Origin of the sequence: Paraburkholderia pallida (genome assembly GCF_004524855.1) — a bacterium.
GTDB classification, from domain to species: Bacteria; Pseudomonadota; Gammaproteobacteria; order Burkholderiales; family Burkholderiaceae; genus Paraburkholderia; species Paraburkholderia oxyphila.
Map to the genome: position 1 here is coordinate 75,314 of NZ_CP038148.1, position 25,551 is coordinate 100,864.

A 25,551-nucleotide genomic window follows, 5' to 3' on the forward strand; every position below is an offset into this window, starting at 1 on the left:
GCGCACTACACCTTCCCCCGCTCCCCAAACACCCGCCTCCACAGCGCGAGCACGACCTCGCGCTCGCGCTCGACCCGCGCGGGAGCGACGCGCGCCGTCTCCATGCCGTCGAGGCGCAACTGGTGCTGGAGCTTGCGATAGAGCCGGTACGCCGAGCCGATCGTATCGGCCTCCTCCTCGCTCATCAGCCCGAAGCGCGACACCTCTCGCAACAGGGCGATATTGCCCGTGTTGCGGATCAGCTCGGGGTCCTGCGCCGCGTGCAGCAGCACCCAGTACTGCACGAGGAACTCGATGTCGACCATGCCGCCGCGGTCGTGCTTCAGATCGAAGAGCTCGGTGCGGTTCGGGTGGCCGTCTTCCACGCGCTGGCGCATCTCGACGATCTCCTGGGCCAGCGGCGCCGCATCACGCGGCGTCGTGAGCACCTGCACGCGAATCGCTTCGAACGCGTTGCCGATGGCGGCGTCCCCCGCCGAAAAGCGCGCGCGCGTGAGCGCCTGGTGCTCCCAGACCCATGCCGTGTTCGCGGCATCGCCCTCGCGCAGCTGGTAGCGCCTGAACGAGCCGAGATCGGTGACGAGCAGCCCCGATTCGCCGTTGGGCCGCAGCCGCAAGTCCACGTCGAAGAGCGTGCCCGCGCCCGTGGACGTCGTGAGCCACGTGATGAGGCGGCGCGCGAACGTCGCGTAGATCTCGGCAGCCCGCTCGTCCTCGTCGTCGTAGAGGAAGATCAGGTCGAGGTCCGACGCATAGCCGAGTTCCTTGCCGCCGAGCTTGCCGTAGGCGATTGCCGCGAAGCGCGGCACCTCGCGGTGGCGCTTGGCGAACTGCTTCCACACCGTTTCGATGGTCACGTCGAGCACCGCATCCGCGAGCTCGGAGAGCCGGTCGCTCACGTGCTCGACCGAAAGCCGGCCCGCGAGATCGTTGAGCAAGATGCGGAATACCTCGGCCTGGTGGGCGTGGCGCAGCAGGTCCATTTGCTGCTCGACGTCGGCGGCCGCCGCCAGCCGCACGCGCAACAGGCGCGAGAACTCCGGCCAGTCGAACGGCGTGGCGACGGCCTCATCGTCGAGCAGCTCGTCGAGCAGTTGCGGATGGCGGATCAGATAGCCCGCCGCCCAGCGCGACCCGCCCAGCACCTTGAGCACGCGGTTGAGCGCATCCGGATATTCGGTGAGCAGCGCGAGATAGGCGCCGCGCCGGATCACCGCTTCGAGCAGGTCGAACATGCGCGCGAGCGTGTCGCCGCGCCGCTCGCGCGGCTCGAGCGTGCGCGCCGCTTCGAGCGCGCGTTGCGCGACGCTGTCGAAGCGCTCGCGGCTCTTCTCCGGCAGGCCCGTATAGCGCGAGGATTGCCATAGCCCGCGCAGGCGCGCGAGCAGCGGCGCCGGGTCGTCGATGCCGAGATCCGCAAGGCTTTCGAGCAAGGCGCCATCGGCGCCCTCCTCGGTCAGCGCGTCGCTCCAGACCCAGGCGGCTGCGCCGTCCTCGGGCGCGGCGCAGCCGCCATCGCCGCTCACCTTGTCGGAGAAGATCTGGTCGAACTGGCGCTCGACGTTCTCGCGGTGCGTCTCGAGCACCGCCATCAGCGCCGCATAGTCGTCAAAGCCCATCGACTTCGCGAGCGCCAGGCGCTCTTCGGGGTCGACGGGCATCGCGTGAGTCTGCGCGTCGTCGCGGTATTGCAACCGATGCTCGAGCTCGCGCAGAAAGTTGTATGCGCACGTGAGCTCACCGCAGACCTCGGACGCGATCATCCCGCGCGCTGCGGCGTAGCCGAGCACGGCGAGCGTCGGCCGCACGCGAAAACCCGCGTCCTGGCCACCACGGATCAGCTGGAACACCTGCGCGCTGAATTCGATCTCGCGGATGCCGCCGCGCCCGAGCTTGATGTCGTCGGCCTTGTCGGGACGCATGCTGGCGCGGCGCTGCGCCTCGTGGCGGATCTGCACGTGCAGCGAGCGGATCGCGCTGATCACGCCGAAGTCCAGATAGCGCCGGTAGACGAACGGCTTCACGAGCCCTTCGAGCTGCGAGGCGAGGCGCAGCGCGCTCTCGCTCGTCTCCTCCGAGACGAGCCGCCCCTTGATCCACGCGTAGCGCTCCCATTCGCGGCCCTGCACGTAGAAGTATTCCTCTAGCATGCCGAGGCTGCAGACGAGCGGCCCCGAGTCGCCATTGGGGCGCAGCCGCATGTCGACGCGAAACACGAAGCCGTCCGCCGTCACATCGGAGAGCGCGCCGATCAAGCGCTTGCCCACGCGCGCGAAGAAGTCCTGGGTGGCGATGGGCGAGCGTTGGCCGCCCGTGGTCTCGCCGTCGTCCTCGTAGACGAAGATCAGGTCGATGTCCGATGAAACGTTGAGCTCGCGCCCGCCGAGCTTCCCCATGCCCACCACGCCGAGCGTCAGGCGCTCGCCGTTCGGCCCGCGCGGCTCGCCGAAAACCGTTTCGAGGTCCGCGCTCACGACCGCGAGCGCGCGCTGGATGGTCACTTCGGCGAGATCGGTCATGGCGCCTGTGACTTCGCCGACATCGGCCACGCGGGCGAGGTCGCGCTCCATCACCGTGCAGATCACCTCGGCGCGCAGCTGGCGCAGCGCCCTCTTCAACTGCTCGTCGGTGAGCGGCGCGGCGGGCTGGCCGGGATTGGCGGAGGCCGCGCCACGCGCCTCGTCGCACAAGGTATCGAGCCGCGCGGCGATGCGCTCGCGCGTGAGCGGCTCGGCGGCAAGCGCCTCGACCTGGGCGGCGAGGCCCGGGCGAGCGCCGTAGACACGCGCTGCATAGCGCGAATAGCTGGAACTCAGAAGGGGAACGTTAGTCATGTAGGATCTTGCCCGGCTCGTTGAGCGGGGGTGGGTGGGTAGGCGTGGGCGTTGCCTGAAGCGGCTTCAACTGCTTCAATCGCCCCCGCCGCCGTGCGAAGAACCCCGTGCATCAGCGCGCCGCAAGCCATCCCGGCTTCCCCGGATGGCCGGCCCCACGGCCCCCTGTGATACATTTCGACGTCAGAACGCAACGCTACCATACCCCACCCGCCGCAGCATGTCCGAGCGTAACGAACCCGCCGGCCCGCATCAAACCGGACATGCCAGCCGGGAAAGCGCCGACGCGGACTCACATCACCATCATCCGGTCCTGCGCCACACGTTTCGCGTGCTGGCCGCGATTGCGCTCGTCCTCTATTTCATCGTCTCGGTGCTGCTGCTCGGGCTGCGCTATGTCGTGCTGCCCCACGTCGACGATTTTCGTCCGCGCATCGAGAAGCTCGTCTCCGACAAGATCCACGCCGAGTTCCGCATCGAGAAGCTCTCGCCGCACTGGTCGGGCTTTCAGCCCGGCATCGGCGTCACCGGGCTGACGATCCGCGACCGCCACGGCAACATCGCGCTGAACGTGCCGCACGCCACGGCAGCCGTGTCGTGGCGCTCGCTCGTCACCTTCGAGCTGCTGCTCTCCAGCGTCGTGGTCGAGCGCCCCGACGTGCTGATCGCGCGCGAAGACGACGGCACGCTCACCGTCGCAGGCGTGCCCGTGCCCACGGCGCACACGGGCAACGCGACCTTCACGACCTGGCTCATGCGCCAGCAGGCCATCGTGCTGCGCGGCGGCACGCTGCGCTGGAACGACGCCACGCGCAGCGTGCCCGAGCTCAAGCTCTCGGACATCCGCCTCGCCATCCTCAACGACGGCTACGACCACCGCATCGCGCTCCAGGCGCCCGCCGAGGGCACGGTGCTGCACGGGCCGCTCGACTTCCGCGCGCACTTCAAGCACGCGCGCGCCACGCAGGCCGGCAAGCCGATTGGCTGGAGCGGCGACGCCTACATCTCGACCGGCCCCGTCGACCTGCCCACGCTCGCGCGCTACATCGACTTGCCGCTCACCACTTATGCAGGACGCATCGACAACGCGATCTGGGCGCGCTTCGATGCGGGCCGCATCAAATCCGCCGACGGCGTGCTGAGCGGCAACGACATCGCCCTGCGCGTGAAGGCGACCCAGCCGCGCCTCGATCTGCCCGTCGCGCAGTTCAGTTGGCGCATGGGGATCGAGCCCGGCGACTACACGCTGCAGCTGAACGACTTCCACGCCGAGCTCGGCCAACCGCCGCTCGACGACGGCACGCCGGTCACGCGCACGCTCGCGTTCACGACGCTCGATGGACGCTTTCGCAAGCAGTCGCTGCAGCACGGCCAGCTCTTTTCAGTTCACGGCGACCGGGTCGACCTGGGCATCCTCGCCGAATTCATGCGCGCCCTGCCGCTGCCCGCGCGCGCGGAATCCGCGCTCGTGCGCTTCAATCCGCAAGGGCTCATCGCGAATTACGAGCTCGCCATGGAGCGCGCCACGCCCGAGGCGGGCGAAGCGGCCGCCGAGCAGCGCACCGCGGGCGCCGAGCCCATCACACACTATCGCTTCAAGGGCGACCTGCAGGGCATCAGCGTGGCGGCCCAGGAGCCGGGCCCCGGCCTCACGCCGCGCGGCCACCCGCGCGCGGGCCTGCCCGGCATCGAAAACCTCTGGGGGCACATCGATGCCGACGAATCGCACGGCTCGCTGCACCTCGACACGGTCGCGACCGCCCTCACGATGCCCGGCGTGTTCGACGATCCGCGCCTGAAGTTCGACCGTCTGTGGGGCGCCATGACCTGGACGGTCGCCGCGCAGCGCGAACCCGGCAACAAGCTCAAGGCGTTCGCCGTCGACGTGAGCAAGCTGGGCGTGCAGAACGCCGACGCGCGCGCCATCATGACCGCGCACTACACGAACCCCGGCCATGGACGCGGCGCGCTCGACCTCGTCGCGAAGTTCGATACGGCGCAGGTCAAGGCCATCCCGCGCTACCTGCCCACCAGCATCAGCGAAAAGACCCGCACCTATCTGGGCCACGGATTGCAGGCGGGCCTCTCGAAGGGCGCGACGCTCGAGATTCACGGCGATCTCGCGCTATTCCCCTACTCGCGCGACCCGCAGGCGGGCCAGTTCCGCATCGTCGCGCCGTTCCAGAACGGGCGCTTCGACCCGTCGCCGTATCCGCCGCGCAAACTGCGCAACGGGGCGCCAAATGTCTGGCCCGCGTTCGACGGCATCGACGGCGTGTTCCGGCTCCACGAGAACAAGCTGCGCTTCGATGTGGCGCACGGCCACTACCGCAACTTCGTGCTGCGCGACGTGAGCGGCCGCATCGACGAGCTGGGCATCAAGGGCTCCGATCTCGTGATCGAGGGCGCCGGCAGCGGGCCGCTCGCGGACCTGCTCGACTACGCGGACAACAGCTCGATCGGCGCGATGTCGAAGCACGCGACCGCGAAGGTGCAGGCGCAAGGGCCGGCCACGTTCGCGCTCAAGCTCACGATCCCGCGCAAGCCAATGCCGAAGGTGAAAGTCGCAGGCGCCGTCGGGTTCGAGAACGACACGCTCAGCGCGCAGAACGTGCCGCCGCTTTCCAGCCTCACCGGCAAGGTGCGCTTCACGAACCGCAGCGCGCAGGTCGACCGTCTTACGGGGCATTTCCTCGGCGGCGACGTGCGCGCGAACGGTGGCTTGAGCGAGGACGGCCGTTTTAACGTGAACGTCGCGGGCAATGTGGCCGTGAGCGCCGACACCGCGCGCAGTCTGAACCTGCGCGGCACGCCGGCGGCGGTGCTCGGCCGCTTCTCGGGCTCGGCGCCCTGGTCGCTCTCCGTAGCGGGCATGCGCGGCCATCTGCCTGATGTGAAGGCGAACTCGGATCTCACCGATCTCGCCATCGACCTGCCCGCGCCGTTCGGCAAGACCGCCGGTACTGCGATGCCGTTGCGCTTCGAGCTGCAACCCGGCACCGGTGACAGCAATGACGCCGGCACGGTGGCCGCCCCCATGGATACGTCGAAGTACGAGCACGCCGAACTCGCGCTCGGGCCTTTTGCGGCGCGCTACGTGCTGCGGCGCAATCCGGGCCACGTGCCGGACGTCATGCGCGGCGTGATCGCCATGAACCGGCCCGCCGATCTGCCCACCGAGGGCGTGGTCGCCGTGGTCGACGTGCCCACCTTCGACGCCGACGCATGGCGGCGCGTCGCGCAGGAGCTGCGCGGCACGGCGGCGGCGAGCGCTGGCACGCCGGCAAGCGCGACGGCGAATGCAGCGGCGAACGCGACGCCAAACCCGACGGCAAGCGCGGCGGCCAATGCCGCGACAAACACGGCGGCAAACCGCGCCGCCAGCGCGGTGGCCGCCAGTGCCGCGAGCGCGACGCCCGAAGTGGCTGACGGCATGCAAGCGTCAGCGGCCGCTGCGCTACCCGCATCGCAATCGCTGGCAACGGCCACTCCGGCGCAAGCCGCATCGCAAACCTCGGCGGCCGCCAGCGCGCCACAAGCCGCATCGCAAGCGACGGCAACGGCGGACGCAAGCAACCTGGCGGTGCCCGGCGGCGCGTTCGCGCCTTTCGTACCCTCACGCTTCGCGGTCCACGTCGGCACGCTCACGCTGCTCAAGCGTCACTGGGAAAACGTGATCGTGGGCGCCACGCGCACCGGCAAGGAGTGGCAGGCCAACGTCGCGTCGAACCAGGTCTCGGGCCACGTCTCGTGGAAGCCGGGCCCGGTGGCCGGCTCGCCCGGCACGCTCGAGGCTCGGCTCGCGCGCCTCGTCGTGCCCGCCGCGACCGAGAACGACCTGCTCGGCCAGGCCATGTCGCAGCGCGCCCAGAACATGCCGTCGATCGACCTCGTCGTGAACCAGCTCATCGTGCGCGGCCACGACCTCGGCCGCCTGCAGATGAACGCCCACAACTACGTCGACAACGGCGTGCCGGTCTGGCAGCTCGACACGCTCGACATCGTCAACCCGGCCGCGCACCTCACCGCGACCGAGAACTGGCGCGCCGTCGGCGACGAGGCGGCGCCCGCCGAAACGCCGCGCCGCACTGCGCTCGACTTCCATCTCGACATCAAGGACGCAGGCGCGCTGCTGGAGCGCGCCGGCGCAACGCACGTGCTCAAGGGTGGCGAGGGCACGCTCAGCGGCAACCTCGCATGGCGCGGCGGCCCGACGCAGCTCGACTTCCCGACGCTCGACGGCAAGCTCGCACTCGACCTGCACCACGGACAGATCCTCAAAGTCAGTCCAGGCGTGGCGACCCTGCTCGGCGTGCTGAGCCTGCAGAGCCTCGCGCACTTCGTGTCCATGGATTTTCGCGACGTCATCGGCGAAGGCCTGCCGTTCACGAGCGTTACCGCCACCGGGCAGATCCAGAACGGCATTGGCCGCACCAGCGATTTCAAGATCGTGACCGCGCCGGCGCTCGCGCAGATGACGGGTGCCGTCGACCTCGCCCACCGGACCCAGGATCTGCAAGTGCACGTCGTGCCCACGGTGAGCGCAGGCGCGGGCGTCATCGCGGCGGCGGTGATCAACCCGCTCTTCGGCGTCGCTGCGCTGGCCGCCGACTTCCTGCTCCTGCACACCGTCGAAGCGACGCTCGCACGGACCTACGCCATCACGGGCCCTTGGTCCAAACCGCACGTCGAGCGGGAGCAAGGCGATCAGGGTAAGATGAATCCGCAGGCTCCTGCGGTGGCGCATTGAGAAACGCCTCGCCACGCTTTGCGGCCTCGCGCCCGCGTCAGGCAAGCGTCACCCGCCGATGCGGGCGACGCGGCCGATACCACCGGGAGCCGGGCACGGCGCGTGCGTGCCTGTGCCACTAATCGCGCCGCACAACACACTGATCCCGGGACCACCCTCTTCTGATCATTCAAGAACTGTCGATGAGCGATACTCCCTCTCCCGCAACGTCCGCCTCCAGCGGATTCAGTGGATCGGCCGAGACGCCGTTTCGCGTCGCGGCGTTGCAGATGGTCAGCACACCCGATCGCGAACGCAACCTGGCCGAAGCCGATCGCCTGATCGCTGAAGCCGTCAGTCAAGGCGCGCGCCTCGTGCTGCTGCCGGAATACTTTTGCTTCATGGGCCACAAGGACAGCGACAAGCTCGCCGTGCGCGAGGCCTACGGCGACGGTCCGGTCCAGCACTTCCTCGCCGATGCTGCGAAGCGTCACGGTGTCTGGATCATCGGCGGCACGCTGCCTTTGAAGGCACCCGAGGAAACGCGCGTGCTGAACACCACGCTCGTGTTTGATCCGAGCGGCGCGGAGCGCGCGCGCTACGACAAGATCCACCTGTTCAGCTTCGAAAAAGGCGCCGAATCGTTCGACGAGGCGCGCACGATCCGCCCCGGCGCCGAGGTGCGTACCTTCGACGCGCCGTTCGGCCGCGTCGGCCTGTCGGTCTGCTACGATCTGCGCTTTCCCGAGCTCTATCGACGTATGGGGGACTGCGCGCTGATGGTCGTACCGTCCGCATTCACATACACCACGGGCCGCGCGCACTGGGAGACCCTGCTGCGCGCCCGCGCGGTCGAGAACCAGTGCTACGTGCTCGCCGCGGCGCAAGGCGGCCAGCACGAGAACGGCCGCCGCACCTGGGGCCACAGCATGCTGATCGACCCGTGGGGCGAGATCGTCGACGTGCGCGACGAGAACCCCGGCGTGGTGATCGGCGACATCGACCTCGAACGCATTGCCGCCGTGCGCGCGAGCCTGCCCGCGTGGCGGCATCGCGTACTCGACTGCCCCTGACACGACCTGAAACCTTGACCGAAGCGCTTGATTTCAAGACGTTTCGCCCGAATCTATTCCGGCAGACACTGCTTACCGAGATTGCTTACCAAGCTTACTGAGCGCATGAACATCATCGAACCCGGCATCCGCAATCTGGCGACCGCGAAGGACTTGCTCCTCACGCCCTACGGCCTCGACGAGGCAGTGCTCACGCGCACGCTCGGCGAGATCTTCACGCACCGCGTCGACTACGCCGACCTCTACTTCCAGACCACGCGCAGCGAGGCCTGGAGCCTCGAGGAAGGTATCGTCAAGTCGGGCAGCTTCAGCATCGACCAGGGCGTCGGCGTGCGCGCCGTGTCCGGCGAGCGCACCGCCTTTGCCTACTCCGACGACCTCTCGCCCGAGGCGATCCGGCAGGCGGCCATCGCCACGCGCTCGATCGCGCAGGCCGGCGGCGGCAAGCAGAAGATCAAGGTGGCCACCTCGCTCAAGGGCATCGCGGGCCGCGACCTCTATCTGCCTTCCGACCCGCTTTCCTCGCTCGACGCCACCGAGAAGGTCAAGCTGCTCGAGCGCATCGAGCAGATGGCGCGCAGCCGCGACCCGCGCATCACCCAGGTGATGGCCGCGCTCGCGGGCGAATACGACGTGGTGCTGGTCGCGCGCAGTGACGGCGCGCTCGCCGCCGACATCCGCCCGCTCGTGCGCGTTTCGGTCACCGTGATCGCCGAGCAGAACGGCCGCCGCGAGATCGGCAACGGCGGCGGCGGCGGACGCTTCGACTACGCCTACTTCACCGACGACGTGCTCTCGAAGTACGTCGACGACGCCGTGCACGCGGCGCTCGTCAACCTCGAAGCGCGTCCGGCCCCGGCCGGCGCGATGTCCGTCGTGCTCGGCCCGGGCTGGCCCGGCGTGCTGCTGCACGAGGCCATCGGCCATGGGCTCGAGGGCGACTTCAACCGCAAGGGTTCGTCGGCGTTCGCGGGCCAGATCGGCCAGCGCGTGGCCGCCAAGGGCGTCACGGTCGTCGACGATGGCACGCTGCCCAACCGCCGCGGCTCGCTCAACATCGACGACGAAGGCAACCCCACGCAGTGCACGACGCTGATCGAGGACGGCATCCTCAAGGGCTACATCCAGGACTCTCTGAACGCGCGTCTCATGAAGATGCCCGTGACCGGCAATGCGCGCCGCGAGTCGTACGCCGCGCTGCCGATGCCGCGCATGACCAACACCTACATGCTCAACGGCGACAAGGATCCGCAGGAGATCATCGCTTCGGTGAAGAACGGGCTGTATGCCGTGAACTTCGGCGGCGGCCAGGTCGACATCACCAACGGCAAGTTCGTGTTTTCGGCCTCCGAGGCCTACATGATCGAGGACGGCAAGATCACCTACCCCGTGAAGGGCGCGACGCTGATCGGCAGCGGCCCGGAATCGCTCAAGTACGTGAGCATGATCGGCAACGACATGCGCCTCGACTCGGGCGTGGGCGTGTGCGGCAAGGAGGGCCAGAGCGTGCCGGTGGGCGTGGGCCAGCCGACGCTGCGCATCGACCGCATGACGGTGGGCGGCACGGTTTGAGGACCGTCTGATTGCAGATTTCGTGCGCGGTGATGCGGAAAACCCGCACCGCCGCGCGAAGATTCCGCATCGAATACTCATTACTCGCGGATAACCCGCGTTTTTGCCAAACCCCGCTTGCCAGCCACGAGAAGCTCGGGTTATAAAGGCAGTCACCCTTTTCGACGTACGAACGTTTCGACACGCAACCCGCCATGTTCGCCACGAAGTTTTACTTTTACTTCTTTTGGTATCTCAGACCGCTGGCGGATCGAGAGGGTTGACAGTACGCGCAGGAACCCGAATATACGAGAAACCGCCAGCAAAGTCTGGCGGTTTTTTTTCGTCCTTACCCCATACGAGCCTCACTTTCATCTAACCGATTTTTGAAGCACCGTCTGAGAGACGCACGCTACACACAGGATCAGGAGAAACGACCATGCCCCCGCACAACACCGACGATGTCCGCATTCGCGAACTCAAGGAACTCACGCCGCCCGCACACCTGATCCGCGAGTTCCCGTGCTCGGAAGCCGCCTCGACGCTGATCTTCGAGTCGCGCCGCGCGCTGCACCGCATCCTGCACGGCATGGACGACCGCTTGATCGTCATCGTCGGCCCATGCTCGATTCACGACACCAAGGCCGCGCTCGAATACGCGAACAGGCTCGTGGCGCAGCGCGAACGCTTCAAGAACGAGCTCGAGATCGTGATGCGCGTGTACTTCGAAAAGCCGCGCACGACGGTGGGCTGGAAGGGCCTCATCAACGACCCGTACATGGACAACAGCTTCAAGATCAACGACGGCCTGCGCACCGCGCGCGAGCTGCTCGTCTCGATCAACGAGCTCGGCCTGCCGGCGGGCACCGAGTACCTCGACATGATCAGCCCGCAGTACATCGCCGACCTCGTTTCGTGGGGCGCGATCGGCGCGCGCACGACCGAGTCGCAGGTGCACCGCGAGCTGGCCTCGGGCCTCTCGTGCCCGGTCGGCTTCAAGAACGGCACGGACGGCAACGTGAAGATCGCCGTGGACGCGATCAAGGCCGCCTCGCAGCCGCACCATTTCCTCTCGGTGACGAAGGGCGGCCATTCGGCCATCGTCTCGACGGCCGGCAACGAGGACTGCCACGTGATCCTGCGCGGCGGCAAGACGCCGAACTACGACGCGCAAAGCGTGGACGCCGCGTGCAGCGACATCGGCAAGGCGGGTCTCGCGGCGCGCCTGATGATCGACGCGAGCCACGCGAACAGCTCGAAGAAGCACGAAAACCAGATTCCCGTGTGCGCCGACATCGGCCGCCAGGTTGCGGCGGGCGACGAGCGCATCATCGGCGTGATGGTGGAGTCGCACCTCGTGGCGGGCCGCCAGGACCTCAAGGAAGGCTGCGAGCTGACCTACGGCCAGAGCATCACCGATGCGTGCATCGGCTGGGATGAGAGCGTGGGCGTGCTCGAAGGGCTCGCCGAGGCGGTCAAGCAGCGCCGCGTCGCGCGCGGCAGCGGCAACTGAGCGGTTTTTCGCTTTTTTCGTTCGGCGACGAAAAACGCCCCGGTGAGAATCGGGGCGTTGCTTCGATCCACTGAACCCGACGAATCGTATTCTCCAGCTCGCCCGGCATAGCTTGCCGGGCTTTTTTCGTCGGCGCCGGACGCAACCTCCGACGCAAACGCAACGCGGCTTCAGTCGAGCATGCCCGAACCGAAGATCTCCGTGTGGATGCGCGCGGAATCGACACCGCGAGCCACCAGCGCATCGCGCTGCGCGCGCATGAACGCGACCGGGCCGCAGACGTAGTAGTCGGCATCCGGCAGGATCGCGTCGGCGGCGATGCGCTCGAGCTCGACGCGGCCTTCGAAGTCGTAGTCGACGCCCACGCGGTCTGCTGCGCCCACCTCTTCGTAGAACACCGCGAGTTTCACGTTCGGATGCCCGGAAGCGCTGCGGCGCATCCACTCGCCGAACGCATGCACGCTACGGTTGCGGCAAGCGTGCACGAAAGTCACCTTGCGCTCGCTGCGCTCGGCCAGCAGCGTGGCGAGCATCGACGCCATCGGCGTGATGCCCACACCACCACTCAGCAGCACTACCGGCGTGGTCTTCTTGCGATCGAGCTTGAATTCGCCCATCGGCGCGCTCACGTGCACGATCGCGCCTTCTTCCACGCCGTCATGCATCAGGTTCGAGACGTGGCCCGGCTCCACTTCGCCGCGGCCGTCTTCGCGCTTGACCGAGATGCGCAGCCAGCGGCCGTGCGGTGCGTCGGAGAGGCTGTACTGGCGCGGCTGGTCGACGCCGAGTTTCTCGACGTAGCGCGTCACGCTCACGTACTGGCCCGGCTCGAAGCCGCCGGCCGGCGCGCCGTCGGCGGGCGCGAGGTAGAACGATGTGATCTCATCGCTTTCGACGTGCTTGCGCACCACCTTGAACGGCCGGAAGCCGCTCCACGGCGCCGCTTCATAGAGCTTCGCCTCGGTGCCGATCATGATGTTCGCGAGCTGCTCGTAAGCCACCGCCCAGGCGTCGAGCGTGGGCTGATCGACGGCGTCGCCGAGCACGTCCACCACCGCGCCCAGCAAATGACGGCCGACGATCGGATAGTGCTCCGGACGGATGTTCAGGCTCGCGTGCTTGTTCGCGATGTGCGAGACCGCGCCGCCGAGTGCGCCGAGATTGTCGATGTTCGCCGCGTAAGCGTAGACGGCGCGTGCGAGCGTTTCGGGCTGGCTGCCACTTTGCTGGTGCGTCTGGTTGAAGAGGTTCTTCAGTTCCGGATGCGCGTTGAACATGCGCTTGTAGAAGTGCTTCGTGATGGTGGCGCCGTGTTCGGCGAAAACGGGCGCGGTGGCTTTGACGCGGGCAATCTGGTCGGCGGTGAGCGCAGTCATTGCGGCTTCTCCTTGTTAAACATGCATACACAATACATGTTTAAAGAGACGAGCCGACCCAGGCATTTTGTCGCACCCCAGCATTGTGCGGATTGCGCGGTGGGAGCGGCACCGGCGGTCCGGTTTTACAGGGCAGCCGCTCCTCTCCCGCTTCGCTTCGGTCCCTTTATTCGCTGGAGCCGGCTTCGGGCTGGCCATTTGCAGCACCGCGGTCGTGGCGCCAAAGCACGTCGGCGCCACCTTCCGCCCGATTGAGCACGCGGGCGAGCACGAACATCAGGTCGGAGAGCCGGTTCACATAGCGGCGCGGCGTTTGCGCGAGCGGTGCCGATGACGCATTCGCGCCCTGCTCTGCACCGAGCGCGACGATCACGCGCTCCGCGCGCCGGCACACGGTGCGGCAGACATGCGCGAGCGCCGCCGCGCGCGAGCCGCCGGGCAGGATAAACTCCTTGAGCGGCGGCAGCGTGGCGTTGTACTCGGCGAGCCAGCCGTCCAGACGCGCGAGATGAGCGTCCGTGACGATGGTGTGGCCCGGCATGCACAGCTCGCCGCCCAGGTCGAACAAGTCATGCTGAATCGCCGTGAGCGCGGCGCGCACGTCGTCGGGCAGCGGCTCGCACAGCAGCACGCCGATGTGCGAATTCAGTTCGTCGACTTCACCGATCGCGGCAATGCGCGTGTCGTCCTTGCGCACGCGGCTGCCGTCGCCGAGGCCCGTCGTGCCGTCGTCGCCCGTGCGCGTGGCGATCTTGCTCAGGCGGTTGCCCATGGTATGTCTCTCCGTACGTATAGCAAACAGGTTGGATCGTCATTGTCTCGTGCGGGAACGCCGGCGGGGATTATAGATTTCGCCCTGAATGTCCCGTACGGCGGTTTCATGCAGCTCGGCCTGCTACGCACAAGCCGAACCCGGCCGGCCCTTGCCCGCTCCCGCTCCGCCGCAGCCGGCGAAACGCGCCCACGAACGTTGAGCGTAAAATGAAACGCGCTGAATATCACGTTCAAACGAAGGAGACACCCGCGTGAATCATCCCGCGCCGCCGGCCGCTACGTCCGCTCCCCGCCGTCCGTTCCCCGCCGATCTCCTCGACCAGCTGCGCAGCGCGTTCGGCGAACGCGTGTCCACCACCGAAGCCGTGCGCGCGCATCATGGCCGCGACGAATCGCGCTTCGATCCGCAGTTGCCCGACGCCGTCGTCTTCGCGCAAAACACCGAAGAGGTCCAGTCCATCGTGAGACTGTGCGCGCAATATGGCGTGCCGATCATCCCCTATGGCAACGGCTCGTCGCTCGAAGGCCATCTGCTCGCGGTACAGGGCGGCGTCTCGATCGACCTCTCGCAGATGAACCGCGTGCTCGCGATCAACGCCGAAGATCTCACCGTCACCGTCGAGCCCGGCATCTCGCGCAAGGCGCTCAATGAAGCGCTGCGCGACACCGGTCTCTTCTTCCCCATCGACCCGGGCGCGGATGCGAGCATCGGCGGCATGTCGGCGACGCGCGCCTCCGGCACCAACGCCGTGCGCTACGGCACGATGCGCGAGAACGTGCTCGGCCTCACCGCCGTGCTCGCGGACGGCCGCGTCATCAAGACCGGCACGCGCGCGCGCAAATCATCGGCGGGATACGACCTGACGCGCCTGTTCGTGGGCTCCGAGGGTACGCTCGGCGTGATCACCGAAATCACGGTGCGGCTCTACCCGCAGCCTGAAGCGGTGTCCGCCGCAGTCTGCGCGTTTCCTTCGATGGCCGAGGCCGTGCGCACGGTCATCGAGACGATCCAGATGGGCGTGCCGATCGCGCGCGTGGAATTCATCGATTCGCTCGCGGTGCGCGCGATCAATCGCCATTCGAACCTGACGCTGCGCGAGAAGCACACGCTGTTCTTCGAGTTCCATGGCACCGAAGCGGGCGTGGCGGAACAGGCGCAGCTGGTGCAGGAGCTTGCCGCGCAAAACGGCGGCGAAGGCTTCGAATGGGCGACGCGCCCCGAAGACCGCAACCGCCTGTGGAACGCGCGGCACAGCGCCTACTTCGCCATGTTGCAGCTCAGGCCCGGCTGCCGCGCCGTGACGACGGACGTCTGCGTGCCGATCTCGCGCCTTGCCGAATGCGTGCTGGAGACCGAGGCCGATCTCAAGGCCTCGCCGCTGCCGTGCCCGATCGTGGGCCACGTGGGCGACGGCAACTTCCATGTCGCGATCCTGATCGATCCGGACAAGCCCGAGGAGATCGAGGAGGCCGAACGCCTGAACCACCGCATCGTGCAGCGCGCGATCCGCATGGACGGCACCTGCACGGGCGAGCATGGCGTGGGGTTGCACAAGATGGACTTCCTCGTGGAAGAGCACGGCGCCGACACGGTCGACACCATGCGCGCCATCAAGCACGCACTCGATCCGCACAATCTGATGAACCCCGGCAAGATCTTCAGTTGGGCGGCGTAGCCGGGGACGTGTGGGTTCGAGCGCCCCGCTCGAAGCGGGAGCGCCATAGAAGCAACAACGGCAACAACGGCCCGGACGGACAACGATCGGGCCACAATCATCATGCATGGGACCGGAGGAGAGATGAACGCACCGGAGGCGAATTTGCCGGAGCTGACGCCGGAAGTCCTCGCGCAACGGCAGCGCGAAGTCGTTCAGGCGTTGATGGCGGTGCTGCCCGCGCACTGCCTGCTGCATCGGGAAGAAGACACGGTCGCCTATGAATGCGACGGGCTCGCCGCATACCGGCGGCTGCCGCTTGCCGTCGCGCTGCCGGAGACGGAGTCGCAGGTGCAGCGCATCGTGCAGATCTGCCGGCGCCTCGACGTGCCCATCGTGCCGCGTGGCGCGGGCACGGGTCTGTCCGGCGGCGCGATGCCGATCCGCCATGGCATCGTGCTCTCGCTCGCGCGCTTCAAGCGCATCCTCGAAGTCGATCCGTACGCGCGCACGGCCACCGTGCAGCCCGGCGTGCGCAATCTCGCGGTGTCCGATGCAGCCGCGCCTTACGGCCTCTACTACGCGCCCGACCCGTCGTCGCAGATCGCTTGCACGATCGGCGGCAACGTCTCCGAGAATTCGGGCGGCGTGCATTGCCTCAAATACGGCCTCACCGTGCATAACGTGCTGCGCGTGCGCGCGGTGACAATGGACGCCGAGATCGTGGAGTTCGGCTCGCTCGGCCCCGACGCGCCGGGCCTCGATCTGCTCGCGGTGATGATCGGCAGCGAGGGCATGTTCGCTATCGTCACCGAGGTCACGGTCAAGCTGATTCCGCGCCCGCAGACGGCGCAGGTGATCATGGCGAGCTTCGACGACGTCGTGAAAGGCGGCGACGCGGTGGCGGGGATCGTCGCTGCGGGCATCATTCCCGCGGGCCTCGAAATGATGGACAAGCCCGCCACGCGTGCGGTGGAAGAGTTCGTCAACGCGGGCTACGACCTGGATGCTGCCGCGATCCTGTTGTGCGAATCCGATGGCACCCCCGAGGAAGTCGCCGAGGAAGTCGCGCGCATGACCGTCGTGCTGCGCGAGCATGGCGCCACGCGCATCCAGATCTCGCGCACCGAGGAAGAGCGCCTGCGGTTCTGGTCTGGCCGCAAGAACGCGTTTCCGGCCGCGGGCCGCATTTCTCCCGACTATTACTGCATGGACGGCACCGTGCCGCGCCGTGCGATCGGGCCGCTGCTCGCGCGCATCCACGAAATGGAAGCGCAATACGGGCTGCGCTGCATCAACGTGTTCCATGCCGGCGACGGCAACATGCACCCGCTCATCCTCTTCAACGGCAACGATCTCGACGAGTGGCACCGCGCCGAGGCGTTCGGCTCGGACATCCTCGAAACCTGCGTGGAGCTGGGCGGCACGGTCACGGGCGAGCACGGCGTGGGCATCGAGAAGATCAACTCGATGTGCGTGCAGTTCTCGCGCGAGGAGCGCGATGCTTTTCACGCGGTGAAGCATGCCTTCGACCCGGCCGGCCTGCTGAACCCCGACAAGGGCATCCCCACGCGTGCGCGCTGTGCCGAATACGGCAAGATGCACGTGCGCGGGAACCTGCTGCCGCATCCGGATCTGCCGCGCTTTTAAACCCCGCTCCTGGACCGCGCTGGCGCACCGCGCGAAGCGGTGCGCCAACTGGATCGCAAAACGCATAGACCGTGCTAATGCCAATGCAGGTGCCCTTCGTTGTGCACAGTGCATGCGTTTTGCGTAATCATCTGGCGTGTATCGCGCGAAATCTTGCGTTTTGCATGCCATTCCCGGCATCACACCCAGCTTCGCCCGGTTGCACAACCCCCTGCGCGCCCTCGCCGGTCGCCATCGGCGGCCCCCCCGTTTGCGCCCTGCCACCATGCGGGCCTGCCCCGGGTTGCCAGAGTGGGACGCGTCAGTACAATCGAACGAACCACAACGACAAACGCGCCATGGAAATCATGGAAGAGGAAGACATCGTCGCGGTCTGGTCCGAGCGCATCCGCGCGGCGACCGCAGACGGGCGCACGCTGCGGATACGCGGCGGCGGCACGAAAGACTGGTATGGCCAGACGCTCGAAGGCGAGGTGCTCGACACGCGCGCGCACCGGGGCATCGTTTCCTACGACCCTGCCGAGCTCGTCATCACGGCGCGAGCCGGCACGCCGCTGCTCGAGATCGAGCACGCGCTCGCGTCGCATGGCCAGATGCTGCCCTTCGAGCCGCCCCACTTCGGACCCCAGGCCACGTTCGGCGGCTGCATCGCCGCCGGCATTGCCGGGCCGCGCCGCGCGAGCGCGGGTGCCGCCCGCGACTTCGTACTGGGCGCGGTGCTCATGAACGGCCATGGCGAAGTGCTGCACTTTGGCGGCCAGGTCGTGAAGAACGTGGCCGGATACGATGTCTCGCGCCTGATGGCGGGTTCGCTCGGCACGCTCGGCCTCATTCTCGAGCTTTCGGTGAAGGTGCTGCCCGTGGCGCAGGCGGAGACCACGCTCAAGTTCGATATGAACGGCACGGACGCCGTGCGCAAGCTCAACGAATGGGGCGGCCGGCCATTGCCGATGACGGCCAGCGCCTGGCGCAACGGCACGCTCGCCGTGCGGCTCGCGGGCGCCGAGGCAGGCGTGAAGGCTGCGCGTGCCTCGCTTGGCGGCGAAGTCGTGGACGCCGTGGAGGCGGAACGCTTCTGGGCGGGACTGCGCGAGCAGACCGACCCATTCTTCGGCTCGATCACGCCCGGCGCCGCACTGTGGCGTCTCGCGCTGCCCTCGATTGCCGAGCCGTTGCAATTGCCGGGCGCGCAGCTGATGGAATGGGGCGGCGCGCAACGCTGGTGGATCACCGAAACCGACGCGCAAACCGTGCGCATCAGCGCGAAGCAAGCCGGCGGCCATGCCACGATGTTCCGCACGGGCCGCGACTACGACCGCAGTGCCGGGGTGTTCACGCCCCTGCCCGCGCCCCTCATGAAGATCCACCGCGGCCTGAAGGCCGCGTTCGATCCGGCCCGCGTCTTCAATCGCGGGCGCCTCTATTCCGACTTCTGACGAGACCTTCACGCGGCGATGCAGACGAACCTCGCGGACTTCATTCGCAACACTCCCGACGGCGACGAAGCCGACGCGATCCTGCGCAAGTGCGTGCACTGCGGCTTCTGTACCGCGACCTGCCCGACCTACCAGTTGCTCGGCGACGAGCTGGACGGCCCCCGCGGGCGCATCTATCTGATGAAACAGATGGTGGAAGGCGCGCCTGTCACGAAGAGCACGCTCACGCACCTGGACCGCTGCCTCACCTGCCGCAGTTGCGAAACCACCTGCCCTTCCGGCGTGCAATATGGCCGGCTCGTGGAAGTGGGCCGCAAGCACGCCGAGCAGATGGTGCCGCGCCCGTTGCGCCAGCGCCTCACGCGCCGCTTCCTCGCGGGCTTCCTGCCGCACCGCATGCTGTTTTCGCCGGTCATGCGCGTGGCCCAGCAAGTGCGCGCCCTGCTGCCGCGGCGCGTGCGCGACAAGGTGCCGGTGCGCCAGCGCCCGCTCGCATGGCCCACGGCAAGGCATTCGCGCAAGATGCTCATGCTCGCGGGTTGCGTGCAGCCTTCGATGATGCCGAACATCAACACAGCCACGGCGCGCGTGCTCGACGCGCTTGGCATCGAGACCGTGGTGGCGCCGCAGGCCGGCTGCTGCGGCGCGATCCGCCTGCACCTCGGCTACGTGGACGATGCCCTGCACGACGTGCGCGCGAACATCGACGCCTGGTGGCCCTACGTCGAGCAAGGCGTGGAAGCGATCGTCATGAACGCCTCCGGTTGCGGCGCGACGGTCAAGGAATACGCGCACCTGCTGCGCAACGATCCGGCCTACGCGGACAAGGCGCGACGCATTGCCGATCTCACGCGCGATCTTTCGGAGATCCTGCCCGCGTTCCAGGACCAGCTCGTAGCGGCCACGCGCCGGCGCGGCATTCACAGCGTGGCGTATCACCCGCCCTGCACGCTGCAGCACGGCCAGCAACTGCATGGCGGCGTGGAGAAGGTGCTCGCCGCGCTGGGGCTGGACGTGCGCCTGCCCGTCGACAGCCACCTGTGCTGCGGCTCCGCCGGGACTTATTCGATCACGCAGCCGCGCCTGTCCTACACGCTGCGCAACCAGAAGGTCGAGCGACTCAAGGCGCTGGAGCCACAACTGATCGTTTCGGCGAACATCGGCTGCATCGCGCACCTGCAGAGCGGCACGACGATTCCGGTCACGCACTGGATCGAACTCGTGGAACATATGCTGGCGGCCAACTGAGCCTGAGGGTTTCGATGACGAACCAGCGTAGCGAATCGCCGCTTTCGCCAACAGTCGGCCATTCGGCATAGGGCTTTCGGCGGACCGCAAACCGGCTTTTGGGCGCCTGGCGCGGTCCGCATAGTCCGTATAATGGCCCTCGTTCGCTTCAAGTTCGCCACTACGGCCGCGGCACGCGCGCGAGCGCAGCAACGCCCCGGCCGACCTCCATGCCGATGACCGATTTCGCTCACAATCTCGAAGCCGTCCGCCAGCGCATCGCCGCCGCCGCACGCAATGCGGGCCGCGCGCCGGAATCCGTCGCGCTGCTCGCGGTATCGAAGACCTTTCCGGCGCAAGACGTGCGCACCGCACACGCAGCGGGCCAGCGGGCCTTCGGCGAAAACTACGTGCAGGAAGCCGTGGACAAGATCGAGACGCTCGCTGATTTGCGCGCGAGCCTCGAATGGCATTTCATCGGACCGCTGCAATCGAACAAGACGCGCCCCGTGGCGGAACGCTTCGACTGGGTGCATTCCGTCGACCGTCTCAAGATCGCGCAGCGCCTCTCCGAGCAGCGCCCGGCCGGCATGGCGCCGCTGAACGTCTGCCTGCAGGTGAACGTGAGCGGCGAGGCGACCAAGAGCGGCGTGGCACCGCAGGAAGCCGCGCAGGTCGCGCACGCCGTCGCCGCGTTGCCCAACCTGCGTTTGCGCGGGCTGATGTCGATTCCCGAGCCCGAAGCGACGCTCGACGCGCAGCGCGCGCCGCACCGGCTGTTGCGCGAGCTCTTCGACGCCCTGCGCGCCGATGGCCTCGCGCTCGACACGCTCTCGATGGGCATGTCGGCGGACCTCGAAGCCGCCGTGCTCGAAGGCGCGACCATCGTGCGCGTCGGCACCGCCATCTTCGGTGCACGCGATTACTCTCACTGATTCCCTGACGCACTCCAACACCATGAAAATTGCCTTCATCGGCGGCGGCAACATGGCCGCTGCAATCATCGGCGGCTTGATCCGCAAGGGCGTGAGCGCCGGCGATCTCTACGCGATCGACCCCAACGAAGACGCACGCAAGCGCAGTGCGGATCAGTTCGGCATCCGCACCGGTGCGACCGCCGATAGCGCGCTCGCCGAATACGACGCGGTCCTGCTTGCCGTGAAGCCGCAGATCGCCAAGGCGGTGGCGGAATCGATCGCCCCGCATCTGGGCGCGCATCAGGTCGTGATCAGCATCATGGCGGGCATCCGCATCGAAGACCTCTCGCGCTGGCTCGACGGCCACGCGCGCATCGTGCGCACGATGCCCAACACACCCGCGTTGATCGGCATGGGCGCGACGGGCCTGTGCGCCGGCGGCGGCGTGGACGGGTCGGGCCGCGAACTGGCGTCGAACGTGCTCGGCGCGGTCAGCCAAACGGTCTGGTTCGACGACGAAAGCAAGATCGACGCCGTCACGGCCATCTCGGGCAGCGGCCCGGCCTACGTGTTCTATTTCATCGAGGCCCTCGAAGAGGCCGCCCGCCAGCTCGGCATGGACGAGCAGCAAGGCCGCGCGCTCGCCATCGCCACCTTCACGGGCGCGGCGCAGCTTGCGCTGCAATCCGACGAGCCGCCCGCGGTGCTGCGCGAACGCGTGACGTCCAAGGGCGGCACCACCGCCGCGGCGCTCGCTTCGTTCGACGCATCGGGCATCAAGGACGCGATCGTGCGCGGCGCGCTGGCCGCGGATGCGCGTGCGAAAGAGATGGGCGAGGAGTTCGGCAAGCAGTGATTTGATCCGGCGGGGTAGGCCCCGTCGGGCAGGGCCGGCCGGGCATGTCGGGCCACATTCGGCTCGGCCGGATCAGGGATGGCCAGATTCGTCCCGGTCAGGTCAGGCTTGGCCCGGTTCGGTACGGTCGTGCCGGGCCAGCCGCGATCAATGGTTGTGCGACCCGCGTTGCCGCGTCGCGCACGTAAAAAAAAGCGCCTGGAGGCGCTTTTTTTACGGCTGTTCCGCGCAAAGCCGGATCGCTTACATCCCCGCGATGGCGTAGTGCGCCGCAATCCCGACGAAGAGCGCACCGCCCAGCCAGTTGTTGTGGCGGAACGCCGCGAAGCACGGCATGCGCTCGCGGTCCTTGATGAGCGTGTAGTGGTAGATCGCGCAACCCACCGCCGCCGCCCAGCCCAGCCAGTACAGCACGCCAAAGTGCAGCGCCAGGCCGACCCAGACGTAGATGCCGAGCGTGAGCGCATAGCAGAGCATGATCGCCAGCACGTCGAAGCGGCCGAATGTGAGCGCCGACGTGCGGATGCCGATCTTGATGTCGTCGTCGCGGTCGACCATCGCGTATTCGGTGTCGTAGGCCACCGACCAGAACACGTTCGCCAACAGCATGATCCACGCGAGCATTGGCACATGGTCCTGAACGGCGGCGAACGCCATCGGAATGCCGAAGCCGAACGCGATGCCCAGATACGCCTGAGGAATCGCGAAAAAGCGCTTCGTGAACGGATACGAGCCCGCCACGAACAGCGCCACCACCGAAAGCTGCTTGGTGAGCGCATTGAGCGGCAGGATCAGCAGGAACGAGACGAACGCGAGCCCCACCGCAATCGCCACCGCCTCCCAGGCGCGGATGCGGCCCGAGGTGATGGGGCGCTCGGCCGTGCGCTTCACATGGCGGTCGAAGTCGCGGTCGGCGTAGTCGTTGATCGCGCAGCCCGCCGAGCGCATGAGCACCGTGCCCACCGTGAAGATCACGAGCAAGGACAGCGGCGGGCGGCCATTCGAGGCGATCCACAGCGCGTTGAGCGTCGGCCAGAGCAGCAGCAGGCTGCCGATCGGCTTGTCCATGCGGACGAGCCGCAGATAGAGCGGGAGTCGGGCGAACATGATGGGAGTTGGAAAAACGATGCCGCTATTGTAGGCGAGAGCCGAGATGCTTCGCCGCCTGACCATCATCGTCGTGGTCGGAAATTCGGGCACGATCGGCGGGCGTGATGGACGGGCGCGACCGGTTGGCACGATCAGTTGGCACAACGAGCCCGCCATGAAACGCGCCACGCCACCAGAAAAAAGCCCGCTGACTTGCCAGCGGGCTTTGCACTTCAGTCACTACGCCGATGCGAGAACCCGAGGGCGCGTAGCCACGTCCTGCGCAAGCGGGCCAGGGATCACGCCAGCATCGAGCGCAGCATCCACGCCGTCTTCTCGTGCGTCTGCATGCGCTGCGTGAGCAGGTCGGCGGTCGGCTCGTCATTGGCGGCCTCCGTCGACGGAAAGATCGCACGCGCGGTGCGCACGACGGCTTCCTGACCTTCCACGAGCTGGCGAATCATGTCCTCGGCGGCCGGCACGCCATCGGCTTCCGGAATCGACGAGAGCTTCGCGAAATCCTTGTAGGTGCCCGGCGCGTGCACGCCCAGCGCGCGGATCCGCTCGGCAATCGCGTCCACGGCCAGAGCCAGCTCGTTGTACTGCGTCTCGAACATCAGATGGAGCGTGTTGAACATCGGCCCCGTGACGTTCCAGTGGAAGTTGTGTGTCTTCAGATACAGCGTGTAGGTGTCCGCGAGCAGGCGCGAGAGCCCTTCCGCGATCTGCTTGCGCTCCGGGTCGCTGATGCCGATGTTCACGTGCTGCACAACCGATTTCCTGTCCATGCGAACTCCTTTTTTGGCAAAGAGACTAGCGGTCTTTCATTGCGGTCGCGTCGATGCGGCGCGCGCCGCCGTTCAGGCTCAGTGGCCCATCAGGTGTGCGAGCCCCTGCGTAGCGAGCGCTACGAAGCCGCTCGCCACGATCGCGAAGCCCACCATGCGGCGCACCACGTGCGTACCCTCGGCGCGCGTGCGCGCCATGGCGGCCGCGCGGCCCGCGCCTACGGTCTTGAGTGTCATCGTCATCGTCCTGGTCATGATCGTGCTCCTGTGTCGCCCTGCCCGCAGGCAGCGGCTGTGGCCCGAAGCCACACGCCGCCGCTCCTTTCCCGCTTATTTCGCCGCTTTCTGCGCCTCGGCGAGCGCCGCAATCGCCGCGCTCACGCCTTGCCCGTAGGCCGGATCGGCACGGCGGAAATGCTCGATCTGCCGTTGTACGATCTCGTCGGGCACGCCCGCGATGGCGCGCGCGATATTCGCGAAGAGTCGCTCGCGCTGACCCGCATCGAACAGGCGAAACAGCGCGCCCGGCTGGCTGTAGTAATCGTCGTCCTCGCGGTGATCGTAGTGATCGACCGCACCCGCTGCGAGCGCCGGCTCACCAGCCTGCGGACGCTGCGCAAAGTCGCCCGTGCGGCTCGGCTCGTAGTTCACGGTGCCGCCGAGGTTGCCGTCGGTACGCAGCGCGCCGTCACGGTGGAACGAGTGGAACGGACAGCGCGGCGCATTCACCGGAATCTGGTGATGGTTGACGCCGAGCCGATAGCGCTGCGTATCGCCGTACGAGAACAGACGCCCCTGCAGCAGCCGGTCCGGCGAGAAGCCGATGCCCGGCACCACGTTCGCAGGCGTGAAGGCGGCCTGCTCGACATCCGCGAAATAGTTCTCCGGATTGCGGTTCAGCTCGATCGTGCCCACGTCGATCAGCGGGTAGTCCTTGTGCGGCCACACCTTCGTGATGTCGAACGGGTTGTACGGCACCTTCGCGGCATCGGCCTCGGGCATCACCTGAATGCGGAAATGCCACTTGGGGAAGTTGCGCTTCTCGATCTCGCTGTAGAGATCGCGTTGCGCCGATTCGCGGTCCTGCGCGACCACCTGCGCCGCTTCGGCATCCGTGTAGTTCTCCACGCCCTGCGCCGATTTGAAGTGGAACTTCACGTAAAAGCGCTCGTTATTCGCGTTGATGAACGAAAACGTGTGCGAGCCGAAGCCGTGCTGCTGCCGATAGTTTTTCGGAATGCCGCGATCGCTCATCAGGATCGTGACCTGATGCAGCGACTCCGGATGGCGCGCCCAGAAGTCCCACGCCGCGACGTTGTTGCGCAGGTTCGTGCGCGGGTCGCGTTTTTGCGTGTGGATGAAGTCCGGGAATTTGAGCGGATCGCGGATGAAGAACACCGGCGTGTTGTTGCCGACGACGTCCCAGTTCCCCTCTTCCGTGTAGAACTTGATCGAGAAGCCACGCACGTCACGCTCGGCGTCGGCGGCGCCACGCTCGCCGGCAACCGTCGAGAAGCGCATAAAGAGCGGCGTTTCCTTGCCGACTTCGCTGAACACCTTGGCCTTCGTGTAGCGCGAGATGTCGTGCGTGACCTTGAGCGTGCCGAACGCACCCGAGCCCTTCGCGTGCACGCGGCGCTCAGGAATCACTTCGCGGTCGAAGTGCGCGAGCTTTTCGATGAGCCACACGTCCTGCAACATGACCGGGCCGCGCGGGCCAGCGGTCAGCGAGTTCTGGTTGTCGACGACGGGTGCGCCTGCTGCGGAGGTAAGGGTACGGTCGGTCATTCTGGACTCCTGATAAGAGCGGTGATCGGTGCGGCGAAGCGGCGTTCGGTGCAGGGACGCTGGCGAGCGCGCCAGCGGGTGGCTTCAGGCGGACAACGCCCGGTCGACGAGCAACGAAAACGCGACCGTGCGCAGGCCCGTAGCGACTCGCGCTGGAGCGGTGGTGCTGGTGGTGGTGGCGGTGGCGGTGTTCGGAACGTTGGTTTGCATCGCTTTCTCCAGTTGATCTTGGGGTGCATCGGTTGGAGAGACTGTATCAAGCACTATTGAGTCAAGTAATTTGATTATTTTAATC

18 protein-coding genes are annotated in these 25,551 nt (G+C 67.1%); 10 read left to right on the plus strand and 8 right to left on the minus strand.

Annotated features, from left to right (window positions below; genetic code table 11):
• Positions 1 to 5 precede the first annotated feature (5 nt).
• Positions 6 to 2,834, minus strand: a complete 2,829-nt coding sequence (gene glnE / locus E1956_RS00310) for a bifunctional [glutamate--ammonia ligase]-adenylyl-L-tyrosine phosphorylase/[glutamate--ammonia-ligase] adenylyltransferase (RefSeq protein WP_134746408.1) — start codon at positions 2,832 to 2,834, stop codon at positions 6 to 8.
• 220 nt (positions 2,835 to 3,054) lie between these two features.
• On the opposite strand from glnE, the gene E1956_RS00315 reads away from it, so the two are divergent.
• From E1956_RS00315 to aroG, 4 genes are all read left to right on the plus strand, one after another.
• On the plus strand, positions 3,055 to 7,584 hold the full coding sequence (locus E1956_RS00315) for a YhdP family phospholipid transporter (RefSeq protein ID WP_232071195.1): 4,530 nt from the start codon (positions 3,055 to 3,057) through the stop codon (positions 7,582 to 7,584).
• A gap of 182 nt (positions 7,585 to 7,766) precedes the next feature.
• A complete protein-coding gene (locus E1956_RS00325; RefSeq protein WP_134746410.1) occupies positions 7,767 to 8,636 on the plus strand; it encodes a carbon-nitrogen hydrolase family protein in 870 nt (289 codons plus the stop codon).
• 105 nt (positions 8,637 to 8,741) lie between these two features.
• A complete protein-coding gene (gene tldD, locus E1956_RS00330) occupies positions 8,742 to 10,208 on the plus strand; it encodes a metalloprotease TldD (RefSeq protein WP_133196289.1) in 1,467 nt (488 codons plus the stop codon).
• Positions 10,209 to 10,626: 418 nt separating this feature from the next.
• Positions 10,627 to 11,700, plus strand: a complete 1,074-nt coding sequence (gene aroG, locus E1956_RS00335; protein ID WP_134746411.1) for a 3-deoxy-7-phosphoheptulonate synthase AroG — start codon at positions 10,627 to 10,629, stop codon at positions 11,698 to 11,700.
• A gap of 170 nt (positions 11,701 to 11,870) precedes the next feature.
• Here the strand turns inward: aroG and hmpA are convergent, their stop codons facing one another.
• Entirely contained in the window at positions 11,871 to 13,076 is a 1,206-nt protein-coding gene (gene hmpA / locus E1956_RS00340; RefSeq protein WP_134746413.1) for an NO-inducible flavohemoprotein, read from the minus strand.
• A 166-nt stretch (positions 13,077 to 13,242) separates the two neighbouring features.
• Positions 13,243 to 13,848, minus strand: a complete 606-nt coding sequence (locus E1956_RS00345; protein ID WP_134746415.1) for a cob(I)yrinic acid a,c-diamide adenosyltransferase — start codon at positions 13,846 to 13,848, stop codon at positions 13,243 to 13,245.
• Between the two features lie 253 nt (positions 13,849 to 14,101).
• Between E1956_RS00345 and E1956_RS00350 the strand changes: the two genes are divergently transcribed.
• The 6 genes from E1956_RS00350 to proC all read left to right on the plus strand — a co-directional run bounded on the left by E1956_RS00350 (position 14,102) and on the right by proC (position 21,591).
• A complete protein-coding gene (locus E1956_RS00350; protein WP_134746417.1) occupies positions 14,102 to 15,526 on the plus strand; it encodes an FAD-binding oxidoreductase in 1,425 nt (474 codons plus the stop codon).
• A gap of 123 nt (positions 15,527 to 15,649) precedes the next feature.
• On the plus strand, positions 15,650 to 17,155 hold the full coding sequence (locus tag E1956_RS00355; RefSeq protein ID WP_134746420.1) for an FAD-linked oxidase C-terminal domain-containing protein: 1,506 nt from the start codon (positions 15,650 to 15,652) through the stop codon (positions 17,153 to 17,155).
• 347 nt (positions 17,156 to 17,502) lie between these two features.
• Positions 17,503 to 18,591: a glycolate oxidase subunit GlcE gene (gene glcE / locus E1956_RS00360; protein WP_134750224.1), complete on the plus strand. Its 1,089-nt coding sequence runs from the start codon at positions 17,503 to 17,505 to the stop codon at positions 18,589 to 18,591.
• An 18-nt stretch (positions 18,592 to 18,609) separates the two neighbouring features.
• Complete coding sequence (gene glcF / locus E1956_RS00365) at positions 18,610 to 19,839, plus strand: glycolate oxidase subunit GlcF (protein ID WP_134746422.1); 1,230 nt, start codon at positions 18,610 to 18,612, stop codon at positions 19,837 to 19,839.
• A gap of 215 nt (positions 19,840 to 20,054) precedes the next feature.
• Positions 20,055 to 20,753: a YggS family pyridoxal phosphate-dependent enzyme gene (locus E1956_RS00370; protein ID WP_134746424.1), complete on the plus strand. Its 699-nt coding sequence runs from the start codon at positions 20,055 to 20,057 to the stop codon at positions 20,751 to 20,753.
• A 22-nt stretch (positions 20,754 to 20,775) separates the two neighbouring features.
• Positions 20,776 to 21,591 carry a pyrroline-5-carboxylate reductase gene (gene proC, locus E1956_RS00375; protein ID WP_134746426.1) on the plus strand — a complete coding sequence of 272 codons (816 nt, stop codon included), beginning with the start codon at positions 20,776 to 20,778 and terminating at the stop codon, positions 21,589 to 21,591.
• A gap of 243 nt (positions 21,592 to 21,834) precedes the next feature.
• Here proC and ubiA read toward each other — a convergent pair whose 3' ends face one another.
• From ubiA to E1956_RS47355, 5 genes are all read right to left on the minus strand, one after another.
• A complete protein-coding gene (gene ubiA / locus E1956_RS00380) occupies positions 21,835 to 22,698 on the minus strand; it encodes a 4-hydroxybenzoate octaprenyltransferase (RefSeq protein WP_134746428.1) in 864 nt (287 codons plus the stop codon).
• Between the two features lie 281 nt (positions 22,699 to 22,979).
• The gene (locus E1956_RS00385) at positions 22,980 to 23,468 is read right to left on the minus strand and encodes a Dps family protein (RefSeq protein WP_134746431.1); all 489 of its coding nucleotides are present in this window, start codon (positions 23,466 to 23,468) and stop codon (positions 22,980 to 22,982) included.
• Between the two features lie 78 nt (positions 23,469 to 23,546).
• A complete protein-coding gene (locus tag E1956_RS46000; RefSeq protein WP_167759944.1) occupies positions 23,547 to 23,723 on the minus strand; it encodes a hypothetical protein in 177 nt (58 codons plus the stop codon).
• Positions 23,724 to 23,798: 75 nt separating this feature from the next.
• Complete coding sequence (locus E1956_RS00390; protein ID WP_134746433.1) at positions 23,799 to 25,256, minus strand: catalase; 1,458 nt, start codon at positions 25,254 to 25,256, stop codon at positions 23,799 to 23,801.
• A gap of 84 nt (positions 25,257 to 25,340) precedes the next feature.
• A complete protein-coding gene (locus E1956_RS47355) occupies positions 25,341 to 25,466 on the minus strand; it encodes a hypothetical protein (protein ID WP_256377752.1) in 126 nt (41 codons plus the stop codon).
• Positions 25,467 to 25,551 lie beyond the last annotated feature (85 nt).